The 16,422-nt window shown below is 42.3% G+C and carries 16 protein-coding genes and 1 tRNA gene; 10 read left to right on the top strand and 7 right to left on the bottom strand.

Annotated features, from left to right (window positions below; all coding sequences use genetic code 11):
- Window positions 1-208: 208 nt before the first annotated feature.
- The 4 genes from B2Z67_RS03055 (at window position 209) to B2Z67_RS03040 (ending at window position 3,662) form a co-directional block, all read left to right on the top strand.
- Window positions 209-1,084, top strand: coding sequence for a helix-turn-helix domain-containing protein (locus B2Z67_RS03055; RefSeq protein WP_291528348.1), 876 nt, complete (start codon window positions 209-211; stop codon window positions 1,082-1,084).
- Window positions 1,085-1,178: 94 nt separating this feature from the next.
- A complete protein-coding gene (locus B2Z67_RS03050) occupies window positions 1,179-1,598 on the top strand; it encodes a pyridoxamine 5'-phosphate oxidase family protein (RefSeq protein ID WP_291528347.1) in 420 nt (139 codons plus the stop codon).
- 74 nt (window positions 1,599-1,672) lie between these two features.
- Complete coding sequence (locus B2Z67_RS03045) at window positions 1,673-2,809, top strand: GyrI-like domain-containing protein (protein ID WP_291528346.1); 1,137 nt, start codon at window positions 1,673-1,675, stop codon at window positions 2,807-2,809.
- Window positions 2,810-2,825: 16 nt separating this feature from the next.
- Window positions 2,826-3,662 (top strand): DNA-formamidopyrimidine glycosylase family protein, encoded by an 837-nt coding sequence (locus B2Z67_RS03040; RefSeq protein ID WP_291528345.1) that lies wholly within the window; start codon window positions 2,826-2,828, stop codon window positions 3,660-3,662.
- Window positions 3,663-3,671: 9 nt separating this feature from the next.
- Here B2Z67_RS03040 and B2Z67_RS03035 read toward each other — a convergent pair whose 3' ends face one another.
- Window positions 3,672-4,397: an RDD family protein gene (locus tag B2Z67_RS03035; RefSeq protein WP_291528344.1), complete on the bottom strand. Its 726-nt coding sequence runs from the start codon at window positions 4,395-4,397 to the stop codon at window positions 3,672-3,674.
- A 100-nt stretch (window positions 4,398-4,497) separates the two neighbouring features.
- Between B2Z67_RS03035 and B2Z67_RS03030 the strand changes: the two genes are divergently transcribed.
- The 6 genes from B2Z67_RS03030 to B2Z67_RS03005 all read left to right on the top strand — a co-directional run bounded on the left by B2Z67_RS03030 (window position 4,498) and on the right by B2Z67_RS03005 (window position 10,675).
- A complete protein-coding gene (locus tag B2Z67_RS03030; protein WP_291528343.1) occupies window positions 4,498-5,460 on the top strand; it encodes a stage II sporulation protein M in 963 nt (320 codons plus the stop codon).
- Entirely contained in the window at window positions 5,441-6,388 is a 948-nt protein-coding gene (locus tag B2Z67_RS03025) for a hypothetical protein (protein WP_291528342.1), read from the top strand. The genes B2Z67_RS03030 and B2Z67_RS03025 overlap by 20 nt, the downstream gene beginning before the upstream one ends.
- A 40-nt stretch (window positions 6,389-6,428) precedes the next feature.
- Entirely contained in the window at window positions 6,429-7,043 is a 615-nt protein-coding gene (locus B2Z67_RS03020; RefSeq protein ID WP_291528341.1) for a DUF4129 domain-containing protein, read from the top strand.
- Complete coding sequence (locus B2Z67_RS03015; RefSeq protein ID WP_291528340.1) at window positions 7,040-8,299, top strand: DUF4350 domain-containing protein; 1,260 nt, start codon at window positions 7,040-7,042, stop codon at window positions 8,297-8,299. Before B2Z67_RS03020 ends, B2Z67_RS03015 begins: the two co-directional genes overlap by 4 nt.
- Before the next feature lie 11 nt (window positions 8,300-8,310).
- The gene (locus B2Z67_RS03010; protein WP_291528339.1) at window positions 8,311-9,285 is read left to right on the top strand and encodes an AAA family ATPase; all 975 of its coding nucleotides are present in this window, start codon (window positions 8,311-8,313) and stop codon (window positions 9,283-9,285) included.
- An 82-nt stretch (window positions 9,286-9,367) separates the two neighbouring features.
- On the top strand, window positions 9,368-10,675 hold the full coding sequence (locus B2Z67_RS03005) for a DUF58 domain-containing protein (RefSeq protein ID WP_291528338.1): 1,308 nt from the start codon (window positions 9,368-9,370) through the stop codon (window positions 10,673-10,675).
- 97 nt (window positions 10,676-10,772) lie between these two features.
- Here B2Z67_RS03005 and B2Z67_RS03000 read toward each other — a convergent pair whose 3' ends face one another.
- From B2Z67_RS03000 to folD, 6 genes are all read right to left on the bottom strand, one after another.
- On the bottom strand, window positions 10,773-11,330 hold the full coding sequence (locus tag B2Z67_RS03000) for a pentapeptide repeat-containing protein (RefSeq protein WP_291528337.1): 558 nt from the start codon (window positions 11,328-11,330) through the stop codon (window positions 10,773-10,775).
- 18 nt (window positions 11,331-11,348) lie between these two features.
- Window positions 11,349-12,986, bottom strand: a complete 1,638-nt coding sequence (locus B2Z67_RS02995) for a B12-binding domain-containing radical SAM protein (RefSeq protein WP_291528336.1) — start codon at window positions 12,984-12,986, stop codon at window positions 11,349-11,351.
- Window positions 12,987-13,162: 176 nt separating this feature from the next.
- On the bottom strand, window positions 13,163-13,450 hold the full coding sequence (locus tag B2Z67_RS02990) for a hypothetical protein (protein ID WP_291528335.1): 288 nt from the start codon (window positions 13,448-13,450) through the stop codon (window positions 13,163-13,165).
- 733 nt (window positions 13,451-14,183) lie between these two features.
- Window positions 14,184-14,257, bottom strand: a tRNA-His gene (locus tag B2Z67_RS02985).
- A gap of 91 nt (window positions 14,258-14,348) precedes the next feature.
- A complete protein-coding gene (locus B2Z67_RS02980) occupies window positions 14,349-15,491 on the bottom strand; it encodes a CapA family protein (RefSeq protein ID WP_291528334.1) in 1,143 nt (380 codons plus the stop codon).
- Between the two features lie 22 nt (window positions 15,492-15,513).
- Window positions 15,514-16,395 carry a bifunctional methylenetetrahydrofolate dehydrogenase/methenyltetrahydrofolate cyclohydrolase FolD gene (gene folD / locus B2Z67_RS02975; protein ID WP_291528333.1) on the bottom strand — a complete coding sequence of 294 codons (882 nt, stop codon included), beginning with the start codon at window positions 16,393-16,395 and terminating at the stop codon, window positions 15,514-15,516.
- Window positions 16,396-16,422: the final 27 nt, after the last annotated feature.

The raw sequence follows: 16,422 nt of genomic DNA, 5'->3' as shown, positions 1-16,422 counted from the left end.
AAGATGTGTATAGAGAGTAGCCCTGGAGGAGGGGAATAGAGATACTCTTGCTAACCACTAACCACCAACCACTAACCAACTGCTCATCACTAACCACTCATCACTAACCACTCATCACCAACCACTACTCTCCGCTTCGCCAAATAAATTAAATTAGCTATATTTGCATTGCGTAACATATCTGCCATACATCGTAAAAGCCGATTCAATGAAAAAGCCAATTTCCCGGTACACATTCTATAAGAACAAGTATGGAAGTGAACTCCTGATAGACGTCGTAGAACTGAAATACATAAAGAAGTTCCTGGCCGAAAGCCCTGTACATACATTGACTTATTACGATATCACTTTCATAACCGAAGGAGAAGGCTATTTCTCTATCAATAACCACGATTACGCGGCAACTCCGCACGACGTCTTCTTTTCCAGACCGGGAGAAATACGCCAGTGGGACGTTCATCATATCGTAAACGGCTATGCCTTGATTTTTGAAGAAGAATTTCTCTCTTCTTTCTTCAAAGATACCCTCTTCATTCAGCATCTTCCCTTTTTTAACAGAAACAATACAGCATCCGGACTACATCTGCCTGATGAACTTTATAAACGTATGCTCCAATTGTTGCATGATATCAAGGCGGAGATTGATACATACAAACAGAATGACGTACACGTGCTGCGGGCATTGCTCTACGAAGTTCTTATGCTGTTGAACCGCGCCTACCGGCAACAGATTTCTATAAAAGATAAGAATAAGGAAGCAAGTAACACCCATCTCGGCAATTTCCTGGAATTGGCCGGAACTGATTTGAGAGAACACCATTCGGTACAATATTATGCGGACAAACTTTGCATCACCCCCAATTATCTGAATGAGATTGTAAGTTCGGCTATGAATATCAGCGCAAAACAGTACATCCGGAATAAAGTTATGGACGAAGCCAAAAGCCTGCTTGTATATACAGACCTTCCCGTATCGGAGATAGCCTTCGAACTGCACTTCTCAACCGTTTCTTATTTTGTGCGTAGCTTTCGTCAACTCACAGGAGAGTCTCCTTTAGCATACCGGAAAGCACATAGACCGTGAAAAGTATCATTTCTCCCATCGTTTTTATTGCACTGAACTGCCGGCATCTCCCTACCTTTGCCGCATACAATAACCCATTAAAAGTAATAATAGAATGAGAGATGCGGAAAAAACAGTTGGTGGTATGATTGACAAACTAAAAGTCGCCTTTTTAGGATCTGTAGATGCGGAAGGTTTCCCCAATGTCAAAGCAATGTTGCAACCCAGAAAAAGAGAAGGCATAAAGACGTTTTATTTAACGACCAATACTTCGTCGATGCGTGTGGCGCAGTTCAGAGAGAATAACCGCGCGTGCGTCTACTTTTGTGATTCGAGGTTCTTCCGGGGAGTAATGCTGCGCGGAACAATGGAAGTACTGACTGAAAGCGCCAGCAAAGAGTTGATTTGGGAAGCAGGCGACACCTTATATTATAAGGAAGGAGTGGCCGACCCCGATTATTGTGTTTTGAAGTTCACGGCAATCTCCGGAAGATATTATAGTAACTTTAGTTCGGAGAGTTTCACAGTAGATTAGTTCAAACAGACTTCTTATGAAAAAATGCCTATTTTGGATAACTATATCCGGAATAGGCATCGTATCTTTGCTGTATGAATCAACCGGTGGAGAAACCATATTGCCAAAGTTGCGGAATGCCCCTTCATCTGGATACGAAAGAGTATCTGGGAACGAACGCTAATCATTCTCACAGTGGCGAGTATTGCCACTACTGCCTGAAGGACGGGGAATACACCGTAGACATATCTATGGATGAGATGGTTGATATCTGGGTGAAATATACCGATAAATACAATTGGTATTCGGGAACCGGCTACACTCCGCAGGAGCTAAGGATATTGCTGAATAAGCGTCTTCCTACTCTGAAACGCTGGCGGCAGAAAGAAGTGACGCAGCATGTCCACTACGAAGCCGTGAATTGGGTGCGAACCTACATCGACCGGAATCTCTTTCAGGAACTCATCCCCGAGCAATTGGCTGAAATGTCCAACCTCTCTTTTTATTATTTCCGGAAAGTATTCCGCAGCATCACCGGAGAGAATATCGGTGCATATATCCAGCGTTTACGGTTGGAATACATAGCCCACCTGCTTATAGCCACTGCGCAACCCATTGAAGAGTTGGGCACGCAGGCTAATTACCAGACGAAGTTCAGTTTGGCGAAAGCTTTTAAGAAACATTTCGGCGTTTCCATGTCGGAATACCGCAGGAAGTACAGGTTTGTGAGTACGATAGAACAGAAATCAGGCAATATGCCCGAAGCGGAAATCAGAAGGATTAATACCCGGAAAGCCATCTGCATGGAAGTCGGCGATACTTTTCGCGATAAACATGCTTACGTGGGCATCTGGAATCAACTGTTGCATTATAAAGAAATCCATCTGCTAAAGAATCCGGATAACCGTTTTGTCTGTATCAGTCCGGATAATCCCGTAGTGACGCAAATAGAGCAGCGACGGTTCTATATCGGAATCACTGTCGGGGAAAGCATAAAGGCGGACGGGAAGTTCTCTCTTCAGGAAATACCCGGAGGGATGTATGCCGTTTTCAGACATAAAGGAAGTTACTCCGGTTTGCCTGACTTTTACCGGACTGTCTATGATGAATGGTTTCCTGATAGTATCTACCATCAGAAACACCCGTTGACATTCGAAGTGTACCTCAATACCCCGGACGGAACATCAGTAGATGAACTGTTGACGGAAGTCTATATCCCTATTGATAAATAAATAAAATACTACTGTTATGTTAGAATTACCCGAAGTACTTACCTTGAGTAAACAAGCGAACGATAAACTGAGTGGCAAAACAATTACGCAAGTGTTCAACGCTACCAAACAGCATAAGTTCACGTTCTACAATGGCGACCCGCTTCAATACGGAAAGCTTCTTGTCGGAAAGTCCATACTTTCATCCAAAGGATACGGCATGTTTGTCGATTTTAATCTTTCGGACAACATGATGATGAATATCGGTGACGGAGTAAGTACACGTTATTACAACCCCGGCGATAAGGTTCCTGCCAATTACCAATTGTTGCTGACCTTTGATGACGAATCGTTTCTTGTGTTCACCGTTGCCATGTATGGCTTCATCAACGCCTATCCCGGTGGAGATACTGATAATAAGTATTATCTCATAAGCCGGGAAAGCATCTCTCCGCTGAGTAAAGAATATACGGAAGAACAGTTTGAAAAACTATTTGCCGAAGCAAAGAAAACCTTGACAGCCAAAGCGCTGCTGGCTACCGAACAGCGGATACCGGGTGTGGGCAACGGCGTGACGCAGGATATTCTTTTCAATGCCGGAATTCATCCGAAACAGAAAGTCCTGGATTTATCGGATGGAAAGAAGAAGGCTCTTTTCGATTCTCTGAAAGACACTCTCATGAATATGACTTTCGAAGGGGGGCGCGATACCCAAACCGACCTTTACGGTAATGAAGGGGGATATAAAACCATTCTTTCATCCAAGACATGGAAAAAGCCTTGCCCCCGTTGTGGCGGCGCTATTGTGAAAGAGGCATATCTCGGCGGGTCGGTCTATTATTGTCCGGTGTGTCAGAAGATAGATAATGAATGATATACATTATTATATCTCTTCCAACGCATAATACTGATAATCCCTGAGAATGGTTTGAAGAAAAGCTTCCTGATTATCCTCACGCGGGGTTACGGAAAGTAGTCCCTGCACTTTCATTGTCAGTTGCACGATGCGTCGCGCACGGTCTTTGTTCCTGGATTGCAGTGTACGCGTAATTATCCCCACTTGTTCCAGCGATAAATCGGTGGCTTGCGGATAAGTGGGACGGTAATTCTTTGTCAGGTAATCGAATTCATCGAGGCTGACGTGTATCTTGCGGTAGTCTTTTTCCTTAATAACTATGGTGCCGGCGGCAAGGTCTCCTGTACGCTGACTGTTTTTAGTTAATAAGATAACCAACACTCCCAAACCGCCGGTAAATGGAACATCAATCGGAAAGAGAAACCAACGGAGCAGGTAGGAACTCATACTGGGAGTAGAACCGTCGAGTTTTACTACACGGATATTCATAAGCTTTTTCCCGAGACTTTGTCCATGGTTGAATGTTTCGCATAGAAAAGAATAAAGCAATACCGGTAGATATACTGCGGCAAGGAATAAAAACATACTGAAGTTAGAAGGTATGGTAATTCCGGAAAATAGAGCTACTGTAGAATAAATATAGAGTCCCAGCAGTATGTAATCAATAAGTAATGCTATGAATCGCTCGCCAATAGAGGCGAATGTTTGGCTAATACGGACGAATTGCCCGGTGATAATTGTAGATTCTTCCATTTTAAATAAAATCTTTTCAGAGTTTCGTTGCAAATATATCATTATTCTTCTACTTTTGCTTGCGATTTCGAATTAAACTTATTCAAAGTCTTTAGAAAATATGAAAGAAGTAACGTTTATTCGTCGGAATATTGAAAAATGGAAGGAAGTTGAGAAGATGGTGGGGCAGGCAATAACGTTGTCACCCGACCGGCTTGCCGACGTATATACGGATCTTACAGCTGACTTGGCATTTGCGCAAACACATTTTCCACTTTCCCGTATTACCATTTATTTGAATAAACTCTCTTCAGCGCTTCATCATAAAATCTACCGGAGTAAACGTGAAAAATGGACAAGGATTCTCACTTACTGGACACAGGAGATTCCCCAGGTAATGCATAGCGCACGTCGTGAATTGCTGGCTTCATTTATAATATTCGCTGTCAGTGTATTCATTGGAGTGATATCTGCTGTCGGTGATCCTGATTATGTTCGCCAGATTATGGGAAATGCCTATGTAGACATGACTTTGAATAACATTGCTAACGGTGAACCTATGGCAGTGTATAACAGCTCTTCCGAAATCCCGATGTTTCTGCAAATCACGCTGAACAACATTCTGGTTTCTTTTAATTGCTTTATCATGGGATTGTTTACCGGTTTTGGTACGGGATACGTGCTTCTCCATAATGGAATTATGTTAGGAGCGTTTCAGACCTTTTTTTACCAACACGATTTACTCCGGGAATCCATGCTTACTATCTGGTTACATGGAACGCTCGAGATCTGGGTTCTTATTGTAGCCGGCGCTGCCGGATTGGCTTTGGGTAATGGATGGCTATTCCCCGGAACGTATTCAAGGTTGGAGTCTTTCAAGCGGGGAGCGAAGAAAGGATTGAAAATAGTGATAGGTACAATCCCTATATTCATTATGGCGGGATTTATTGAAGGTTTTATCACCCGTCACACCGACTTGCCGGACATGTTGAGGCTTGGTCTTATCTTGATTTCGCTTGCATTTATTCTATTTTACTATATTTATTTACCTAATAAAAAACAATATGGAAACGCAAAAGCCTAAGATTGGGATGTATGTTAAACGCTCGTTCGGTGAGAAGTTCAGCGCATCTTTTGATTTTATAAAGGAACATTGGAAACTGTTGCTGAAATATACGACTTATCTGCTTTTACCCCTATGTCTTATTCAGGCATTGGGCTTGAATGGGCTATCGGGCATGATGGAAATGTCCGATATGAATAGTAGTGTTATGCCCACTGAGGTGAATCTCATGATGTCGTTTTGGGGTTATTATGGTTTATATATGCTCTGTGTAATAGTAGGAAGTGTATTACTGGCTTCCTTGGTGTACGCGCTAATCCGGACTTATAATGAACGGGAAGAACGCTTACAAGGTATAACACTGGGCATGTTAAGACCTTTGTTGCTCCGTAACGTAAAGAGAATGTTTGTGTTATTCCTTTTTACGCTGCTTTTGCTGATGTTGGTGATGTTTGTCATAGTGGCTTTAGCCGTTGTTGCATTACCTTCTGCTACATTATCTTCTGTTGTATTATTTTTTATTATTCTGCTTTTTATAGCTTGCATTATACCGCTTCTTCTTTGGGCACCTGTATATCTATTTGAGGATATCACTGTTTACGATGCTTTTAAAAAGGCTTTCCGGTTGGGCTTTGCCACATGGGGAGGTGTTTTCCTTATTTATCTCCTTATGGGACTTATTGGCGGTATATTGGCTGGGGTTTCATTAATGCCTTGGCGTATCGTAACAATGGTGAAAGCTATATTTGCAGACAGTGGAGGAAGTGAAGCCACCGTATCATTCGGATATAGCTTTGCAACATATTTGTTGGCTATCATTCAGGCATTCAGTGTGTATCTTTCCATGATTTTCGTGTATGTAGGATTGGCTTATCAGTATGGGCATGCTTCGGAAAAGCTTGATAATGTAATGGTGGAAAGCGATATTGATAACTTCGATAAGCTATAAAAATCAAACAGTTTCTTCTAAGAAAATATACTTGCTGTAAATGATAACTTCTCCGGCTGATACATTGGTTTGTGATACTGCGCAGATTGCTGCATGGCAGTCCGATTCGGCATATAATTACAACCGTGAGTTGATGGCTCCTGATATCAATATATTGAAGTGGTTCAACAAATGGTTCGGAGAAGTCCTGCAAAAAATATTCGGTAGCAGCTTTGCGGAACAGTATTCGGATCTTATTCTTATATGTATTGCCGTTGTTATCCTGATTCTGATAGGTTGGTTTATTTATAAAAAGCATCCGGGCTTATTCGTTCATTCCCGCAAAAACGCTTTGCCCTATACGGTAGAAAAGGATACCATTTACGGAGTGGATTTTGCAAAAGGTATTGCTGATGCGCTTGCCCGTCAGGACTATAGGGAGGCGGTGCGGTTGCTGTACTTGCAGACATTGAAGCAACTCAGTGATGAAGCGCGCATTGACTGGCAGCTTTATAAAACGCCGACTCAATACATCTATGAAGTGCGAATGCCTGCTTTCAGGCAATTGACACATCATTTTCTGAGAGTGCGTTATGGAAACTTTGAAGCAACGGAATCCCTGTTTCATACCATGCAGTCTTTGCAGGATGAGGTAAAGAAAGGAGGCGTGATATGAAAGGAAGTCATTGGTTTATAATAAGTATTATTGCCTTTCTGATTCTTATGTTTGCCGTAAAATATCGGTTGCCGAAGAAGTTTGTATGGACTCCTACCTTTAGCCATTATGATACACAGCCTTTCGGATGTGCTGTTTTTGACAGCTTGTTGTCTGTGTCATTACCTAATGGTTATTCATTATCCGGAAAAACTTTCTATCAGTTGGAACAAGAAGACACAGTATCTTGCCGTGGAATACTGCTTGTTGGAAATAGTCTGGTTCTGGAGAATATACATGTGGACGCTTTGTTGAAAATGGCGGAGAGAGGGAATAAGATAATGTTAGTGAGCACCCAATTTAGTAGAACACTGAAAGATACATTGGGATTCGGGAGTTACTCTTCTTATTTTAATCCGATGGTCTTGAAAAAGTATGCAACCTCATTGTTTTCGAAAGACAGTTTGTGCTGGGTGGGAGACTCGGCTGTCTATCCCCGGCAAACTTTTTATTTTTATCCCCAATTGGTTGCTTCTGACTTTTCGTCTGATTCATTGCCTGTAAAGGTATTGGCGGAAAAAACGATTGTGGACCAATACTCCGAAGACGATTCTGTTGTAGTGGATACCGTCAGCCGCGTTCCGGTTGCTATGTCATATCAATGGGGAAAAGGGGAGATCATTCTGGTTTCCACCCCTTTGCTTTTCACAAACTATGGAGTACTGGATGGGAAAAATGCAACCTACATTTTCCGCTTGTTATCCCAAATGGGGGAACTTCCTATTGTCCGTACCGAGGGTTATGTGAAGGAGGCGGCGCAATCGCAGATGTCTCCTTTCCGATATTTCCTTTTGCATAAACCGTTGCGCTGGGCATTGTACCTGACAATGTTTGGGGTCATACTTTTTATGTTGTTTACGGTGCGGAGAAAGCAGCGTGCGATACCCGTTATTCGTAAACCGGAAAATAAATCTTTGGAGTTCACCGAATTGATAGGTACGCTTTATTTCCAAAAGAAAGATCACGCCCACCTGGTTCGCAAAAAGTATATTTACTTTGCGGAAGTGTTGAGAAGGGAAATACAGGTAGATGTGGAAGAAGTTGCGGATGACGAACATTCTTTCGACAGGATTGCCCGTAAGACCGGTATGGGTGTAGACGAAATCAGTGGGCTTATCCGCGAAATCAGACCGGTGATTTATGGCGGACGTACCATCACGACGGAGCAGATGAAATATCTTATTGATAAGATGAATGAAATAATCGATCATATATAAAGAATGAATTTATGGAAGAAAGTACAGAAAAACGGGTAGATTTGACCCTCTTTTCCGAGAAGATACAGGAACTGAAAGACCGAATTGCTTCTGTTATTGTAGGGCAGGAACAGGCGGTTGATTTAGTGCTGACCTCTATTTTGGCGAACGGACATGTCTTGATAGAAGGAGTGCCGGGAGTGGCGAAAACATTATTGGCGCGTCTGGTTGCCCGTCTGGTCGATGCGGGCTTCAGCCGCATTCAGTTTACTCCTGACCTGATGCCGAGTGATGTGCTGGGCACGACGGTATTCAACATGAAAACCAATGAATTTGATTTTCACCGGGGACCAATCTTTGCAGACATTGTATTGGTGGACGAGATAAACCGTGCTCCTGCCAAAACACAGGCTGCCTTATTTGAAGTCATGGAAGAACGCCAAGTCAGCATTGACGGTACAACATACCCTATGGGAGAACTTTATACGATTCTGGCTACCCAAAACCCGGTGGAGCAAGAAGGTACTTATAAATTGCCGGAAGCCCAACTGGACCGCTTTCTGATGAAAATAACCATGAATTATCCGTCGTTGGACGAAGAAGTGAATATCCTGGAGCGTCACCATACGAATGCTTCATTGGTGAAATTGGAGAATATGACCCCTTCCATTACCAAAGAAGAACTTTTGTCACTCCGTAGCCTGATGAATCAGGTATTTGTAGACCGTACATTGCTTCAATATATAGCCTTGATTGTGCAACAGACGCGTACAAGCAAAGCCGTATATCTGGGTGCTTCTCCACGTGCATCTGTAGCGATGTTACAGACTTCAAAGGCTTATGCGCTTTTGCAGGGACGCGACTTTGTGACGCCGGAAGATATAAAGTTTGTTGCTCCTTATGTGCTTCAACATCGCCTTATCCTGACTGCTGAAGCTGAAATGGAAGGATATTCTCCGGTGAAAGTGACGCAACGACTGATTGATAAGGTTGAAGTTCCGAAATAGAAGGTCATTCATGGCTGATTGTTAACTCATACTTATCAGATAGATCTTAATTTAGTAGTGTAATTTATAACTCACAATTGGTTTGTATTTAACCCGACGTTTCTATATCATCCTTATTCTGATTATCCTGTTGCTGGGTAGCGGATATGTTTTTGAACCGTGTTTCATTCTCGGTCAGTGGGCACTGTTTATCTTGTTTCTGTCGGTATTGGCAGATATATATATGCTTTATCGTATTCGTGGAATTCAGGCATTTCGTCAATGTGCTTCCCGTTTCTCCAATGGAGATGAAAATGCGGTGAAGATTCGGGTGGAGAGCAGTTATCCGCATCCTGTCTCCGTGGAAGTAATTGATGAAATACCTTTCGTCTTTCAGCGGCGGGACATCAACTTCCGGATGAGTTTGCAGTCTAATGAAGGCAAAACGATTAGTTACCATTTGTGTCCTACACGCCGTGGTGTCTACGGTTTCGGGCGAATCCGTGTGTTTGTTTTCGGCAGGATAGGATTGTTTTCCCGGCGTTATACCTGCGGAGATGCTTTGGATGTGAAAGTATATCCTTCTTATCTGATGCTGCATCGATATGAATTATTGGCTATGAGCGATAATCTTAAGGAATTAGGTATAAAACGTATTCGCAGGGTAGGACACCATACGGAATTTGAACAAATAAAGGAATATGTGAAAGGGGACGATTACCGTACGATTAACTGGAAAGCAAGTGCCAGGCGACATGAACTCATGGTAAATGTATATCAGGACGAGCGTTCCCAGCAAATTTACAGTGTCATAGATAAAGGGCGAATTATGCAGCAGGCTTTCCGTGGAATGACTTTGCTGGATTATGCGATAAATGCTTCGCTGGTTCTTTCTTATGTTGCCATGCGCAAAGAAGATAAGGCGGGCCTCGTAACTTTCAACGAACGTTTCGACACATTTATTCCGGCTTCCAGACAACCCGGGCACATGCAAATCTTACTTGAAAACCTTTATGCCCAGCAGACAACTTTTGGCGAAACCGATTTCTCTTCTCTGTACGTACATCTGAATAAAAACATTCATAAACGTAGCTTCCTGGTTTTATACACCAATTTCTCCGGTATGGACAGCATGAACCGGCAGTTGACTTATCTGCAACAATTGAATCAACGCCACCGCTTGCTCGTGGTCTTTTTTGAGGATGCCGACCTGAAAGAATATATTGCTACCCCTGCAAAGGACACGGAGGGTTATTATCGTCATGTCATTGCCGAGAAGTTCGCTTTTGAGAAACGGCTGATTGTCTCCGCATTGAAGCAGCATGGTATCTACTCTTTATTGACTACACCCGAAAATCTTTCGATAGGTGTTATTAATAAGTATCTGGAGATGAAACAGATACGTTTGTGATTATTCGTACTCTTGTCTTCTTACTGCTAAATTATCACATTATTCTGCCAATCGTTTTGTAGAATTACAGGTCAATGTGTCTATTGCAGTGCAATGGTTAATCAACAATTTCTATTCCCAACCCTGTAAGTAGTCCTTCCAGACCGTATCGTGAAAACTTGGCTTTTCTCAGGCGGTTGGCTACGGGATTCAGGGCATAGTTGCGGGCGGTGGAGAAATCAGCTTTTTCCAGATTGGTGTGGTGGAAGGAGGCGTAGGCAAGATCGCATTCGGTGAACTTGACACCGGAAAGATCTGTTTCCATGAAGTCTGCATTTTGCAAATCGCAACGAGTGAAACAAGTGTCTTTCAGCTTCATTTCAGTGAACAGGGCATAAGAAAGAATGCTGTTGCGGAACTCTACTGACAAGCCGAAGCGGTTGCTGAGGCTGAAGTTTATCCCTGTCATTTTGCAATCAATGAAGAAGACATTCAGCCAGGAGGTGTTGCTGGCTTTAACCAATGAAAGGTTACACTCTTTGAAAGTGCATCTTTCGAATATCACTCTTCCAATGGTTTTCCCTGAGAAATTGCATTTATCGAAGGTGCATTCGTAATAGTTTGTTTCCAGTTCTTCGTTGGTGAAATCTACTTTTTCAATAACTTTGTCTTCCATATATATTCGTTCTTAATTTTAGCTTTCGGCCTTGAATACAGGCTCAACTTTCTGTATCTCCGATTCAAAACCGAACCAATAGCCATGATTGCTCTCTTCGTCCGTGGGTAGGAAGCAGAGCCGGAGGCTCTCTCTATACTCTCCGTACAGTACTTTCCAAGACTCCGGAGGGGTTTGCCGTTTAGTTCTTACTCGCTCCGCCGGAAGTTTTTTCAGTGACATGCCGGCTTCTATCCATGCAATGCTGACTTCTGATTGGTACTCCGGATAATGCTGTTTGCAGAATTCATAAAGAATCAGCCCCCGTCTTTCTAAACTTATTGGTTGATCTATTAAGCCTATCCGTATGAGATGTTCCAAGAATCTGTACAGGAATTCCTCACGTTCCAGAATCAGTTTCCGGGTTACGTATTGCCAAGTGTGTGTATTATAAAACCCATCCAGTAAGCGGGAGAGTTGTCGTGCCGTTTGCAGTTCGCTGACACTGATTTCATGGGTTTGCAGTACTTCGTAAGGTGGAAGGGGAGAATATTGGATTCCCAGTTCTTTCGCCCTTTTCCGCATCTCTGTACCGGGAAGCAGTTTCAGGGATTCCAGTTGGATTTCTCCTGCGCCGAATTCCGCCAACATCCGTATGTCTTCAAATATTTCCGAAAGGTGATACAATGGAAGCCCGGCAATTAAATCGGCATGAGTTTCCATATTAGGGAGGGAACACAGAAACTTTAGTCCTTCCAGTGCGTCTGTCAGTCTTCCCATCCGACGGCTTTGTTCGAGTACCGGTTCACGCAGACTTTGTATTCCCGCTTCCAGATGTAACAACCCGTCCGGCAATTGCTTCAATTCCTTTTGTAATTCTTCGGAGAGCAGGGCAGGGTGTATTTCCAGATGGAAACATATATCCGGTGCAAATTCAAGGAAAAGTTCCAGTAATTCTTTTGCCCGGTGAGTGTTGTAATTAAAAGTACGGTCGAGTACACGTACGTTCTTAATGCCATGCCGGTGGATGATTTGCAGTCGTTCCCGGATAGTTTCGATGGGCAATGTACGCACAGGCTTTTCTCCACCGCTGACGCAGAATGTACAAGTGTTGAAGCATCCGCGTGTTGTTTCCAGTTGTACGAAAGGCTTACTCCAATTGAAAAAAATACTCTTTTCGGGTGGAATAAGGCTGGAGAAGTTAAGCACGCGTGCTATGTCGTTATCCTTGTATTGCCCGTCTGCCGAGAGATAGCACAAGCCGGGGATGGTATCCCAATCATTGGGGGTATCTTTACGCATCAACCATTCAGGGAAGATTTCTTCGCCTTCTCCCCTGAACACACAATTGACGAATGGGTTACTGCGCAGGAAGAACTCGTTATCTCCTAAAAATTCTGGTCCGCCCAGTGCAATACAACATTGAGGGAGCAGTGCTTTTACTCTTGAAATGACATGTAGCAACTGTTCGTGATTGAATAACCAGGTGGTAGCGGCAAGAATATCCGGCTGGCAACGATAGATTTCATCCACTATCATGCCTGCATTTTCATTGATGGTAGCTGATACGACATTCCACTTTATGGAAGTGTCATCGGCTATTTGTGCATGCAATGCAGGAAGTGCCAGTGAGGAATGGGCGTAAGAACTATTCAAGTCGAGCCATAGAACTTTCATGCCGGATAGTTTTGTTTCATAGTGTACAAAGATAGGGTATCTCGACGATATTCTTTCAAAATGAACAGGTCTTTTTTAACCATCTGTTGTATAGCTTACTCCTTATGAAGGTTCAATCGCTTTCCAGGTTTCATATATTATATTTCTGTTTATGAACCTATTATAATATAACCTATTTATAATGAGATGCTTATCTCTTTTATTTTGACGCACTCACTGGGGATTAGTGTTAATAAATCATCAAAGAATTCACGGCTGTATTTCAACAAAGTACTTTGTTCTATTTTCTCTTTCGAGACTGCATAGAATTTGAATAGGTTATCAAAATAAGGCTTCTTCACTACTGCATAAGTTACACCTGTTAACTTTTCACTGTATGCTTGTATTAAATCATCAGCTCTGGCCCAGAATTGAGTTGCTTTATCACCACCAATTTCTACGACTGCGATTAACTTTCTATTCATTTCCATAATTTTTTAATTTATAATTAATTTAATCAAAGATTTTGTATCCGGTCTATCTAATAAACCGGATATTAGAATAACAATAATGTCTTTTCATAGTTTTGAGTATTTACCTTTTTTACAAAAAATCTCTGTTGAAAAAGGGTAGAGTCATATAATATCCGGCAGGAATAAACCATTAAAAATCACTTCAAAAGCGTCTTCCGCATTTTTTTAGAAATGTACAGATTTCGATATCGTCCTATGCTTCAGCAAGATACGGATTTTCACTTCAATATTTCCAGTCGTCCTTACCTTCGGGCGGAAATATCGCATTCTCAGACGACTAAAAATGCAAATTGTTATTATGGCAGATACAATTATTGTTATGTACTAAGGTTTTAAACGGTAAATCCCTCAGCCTTGTCCGGTAGTGATTGGTTAACTACTACGTAGTAGTTGGTCAATTACCTACTAGTAGTTGGTTAACTACTACTAAGTAGTTAGGTCATTACTACGTAGTAGTTGATACACTACTACGTAGTAATTTCAAATAGCATTTGAATCAGCTTTAAAAAGACTCTCAACAACAATTTCTACTTGATTCTTAGCGTTGTTGAAAACAGATTGATCCGTTGTTGTGCGTATAATCAAAGAATGAATGTAACCGGACTTTCGGAATGACCCATATATTGGAGCGAGCATATAGAAATATAACAAAAAAAGAGGAAATCATTAATGAATTCCTCTTTTGGGTGACTGATGGGACTCGAACCCACGACATTCAGAACCACAATCTGACGCTCTAACCGACTGAACTACAGTCACCATATTAGCATCTTCTCTCAAATGCGGTGCAAAGATAGGTATTATCTCGGATACTGCAAATATTTGAAGGAATATTTTATCGGAATATGCATCATTTTTTATTTTCTTTAATTCCTGCATTATGTTGTTGAAGGAACTTTCGAGAGTTTTTCATGAAGATATTCAGGCGGTTACGTGCTATTTCGGGAAGTTTTGAAATAGATATGGAATCTGTGGGGTAGAGGACATAATTTTTTTCTTTGGTAAGTGTGGGAAGACCTGTCCATACTAAATTATAACTGCAATTGCTGACACGGATATTGGGATTAGGCATTCCGGATGTTGTTGTATCTTTCTCCAATTCTAATGTAAAAGTAAGTCCGCCGTCGGTATTTACTTTACTCATGTTGGAAATAAAATTTCCTAAAGAATATATTACAGCATGCTGTGTTCCTGTGATGCTATCAGTACGTAATTGCATAGGCTGTATTACGTGCGGATGGGTTCCGATAATATGCGTCACACCTTGTGCCAGTAACCAATCGGCAAGTTGGCGTTGTTCTTTGCTGGGCAATAATTGGTATTCGTTCCCCCAATGCATAGAAGCGATGATAATATCCGGTTGGAAGCTTTGGGCAACTTGTATGTCTTGTAGTATAATTTCCTTGTCGATATAATTCACGATATTGGGAGAAGTCGGTTTAATTCCATTGGTACCGTAAGTATAGTTGAGGAATGCGATGTGGAATCCGTTTTTCCTGATAAATAATGGATATCGCTGACGACGTTCATCTTCATTTTTATAGGTTCCGGCATAAGGTATCTGTAAGGAATCTAACATTAGGATTGTACGTTCCAAACCTTTCTTTCCACGGTCTAAGCAATGGTTGTTGCCGGTTAGCAATACATCGAAACCAGCTTCTTTAATGGCGTATAAATACTCATCCGGTGCACAAAAAGCAGGATATCCCCCATAAGGCTTTCCGCCGATGGGGACTTCTAGATTGCCAATGGCTATGTCTGCTTTGCTGATTTGTTCTTTTACGAGAGAAAAGCAAGGGGAATAATCATAAGTCCCCTCAGGTGTACGCGCCGCATTAATCTGCGGTTTATGTTGCATCAGGTCGCCGGCAAATAAAAGGGTGATCCTTGCAGGAGGAATTGTGTCGGCAGAATTGGACACAACCTGTTCCTGTGCTACACCGGAGCACGATATAAAAAAGAAACCGAGTGCAAAGGAAAATATCTTTCTCATATCTGTTTCCGGTTATCCGGATTTATTGGTAAATTGCTTTCTTACCTGCAAGCAACGTATTCTTCATCAATGAAACGATAGTCATCGGTCCTACACCACCCGGTACGGGAGTGATGAATGAACATTTTGGAGCAACTTCGTCAAACTTCACATCTCCTGTAAGTTTGAAACCGGACTTCTTTGTTGCATCCGGTACGCGGGTAGTACCTACGTCGATAACGACTGCACCTTCTTTCACCATATCGGCTTTTACGAAATTGGGTTGTCCCAGTGCAGCGATGATAATATCCGCTTCCTGACATTCTTTTACCAAGTCCTTGCTACGGCTGTGGCATACGGTTACGGTTGCGTCTCCAGGATAGGCTTTCTGCATCATGAGCGTTGCCATAGGCTTACCTACAATGTTACTGCGCCCCAATATTACACACTTCTTACCGGAAGTTTCTATCTTGTAGCGTTTCAGCAGCTCGAGAATACCGTTCGGGGTTGCCGATACATAGCAGGGTAGTCCGATGGACATGCGTCCTACGTTGATGGGGTGAAAACCGTCTACATCTTTACGGTAATCAATGGTTTCGATAACTTTCTGTTCAGAGATATGTTTGGGTAACGGAAGTTGTACGATAAATCCGTCTATATCACTATCTTGGTTTAGCTCACGTACTTTGGCAAGGAGTTCTTCTTCAGTTACATCCGCTTCGTAACGGATGAGGCTGGATTTGAAACCGCAAGCTTCACATGCTTTTACTTTACCGGCAACATACGTTTCACTGCCGCCATCGTGTCCGACAAGAATAGCTGCAAGATGGGGACGTTTACCTCCTTTGCTCACGATTTCAGTTACTTCTGCCGCAATCTCCTGTTTTACTTGTTCCGATATGGCTTTTCCGTCAATTAATGTCATGCTGATATATAATAATTACTGATTTAT

The organism is Bacteroides sp. UBA939 (assembly GCF_002293435.1).
Classification (GTDB): Bacteria; Bacteroidota; Bacteroidia; order Bacteroidales; family Bacteroidaceae; genus Bacteroides.
This window is presented reverse-complemented; position numbering and strand designations above follow the sequence as displayed.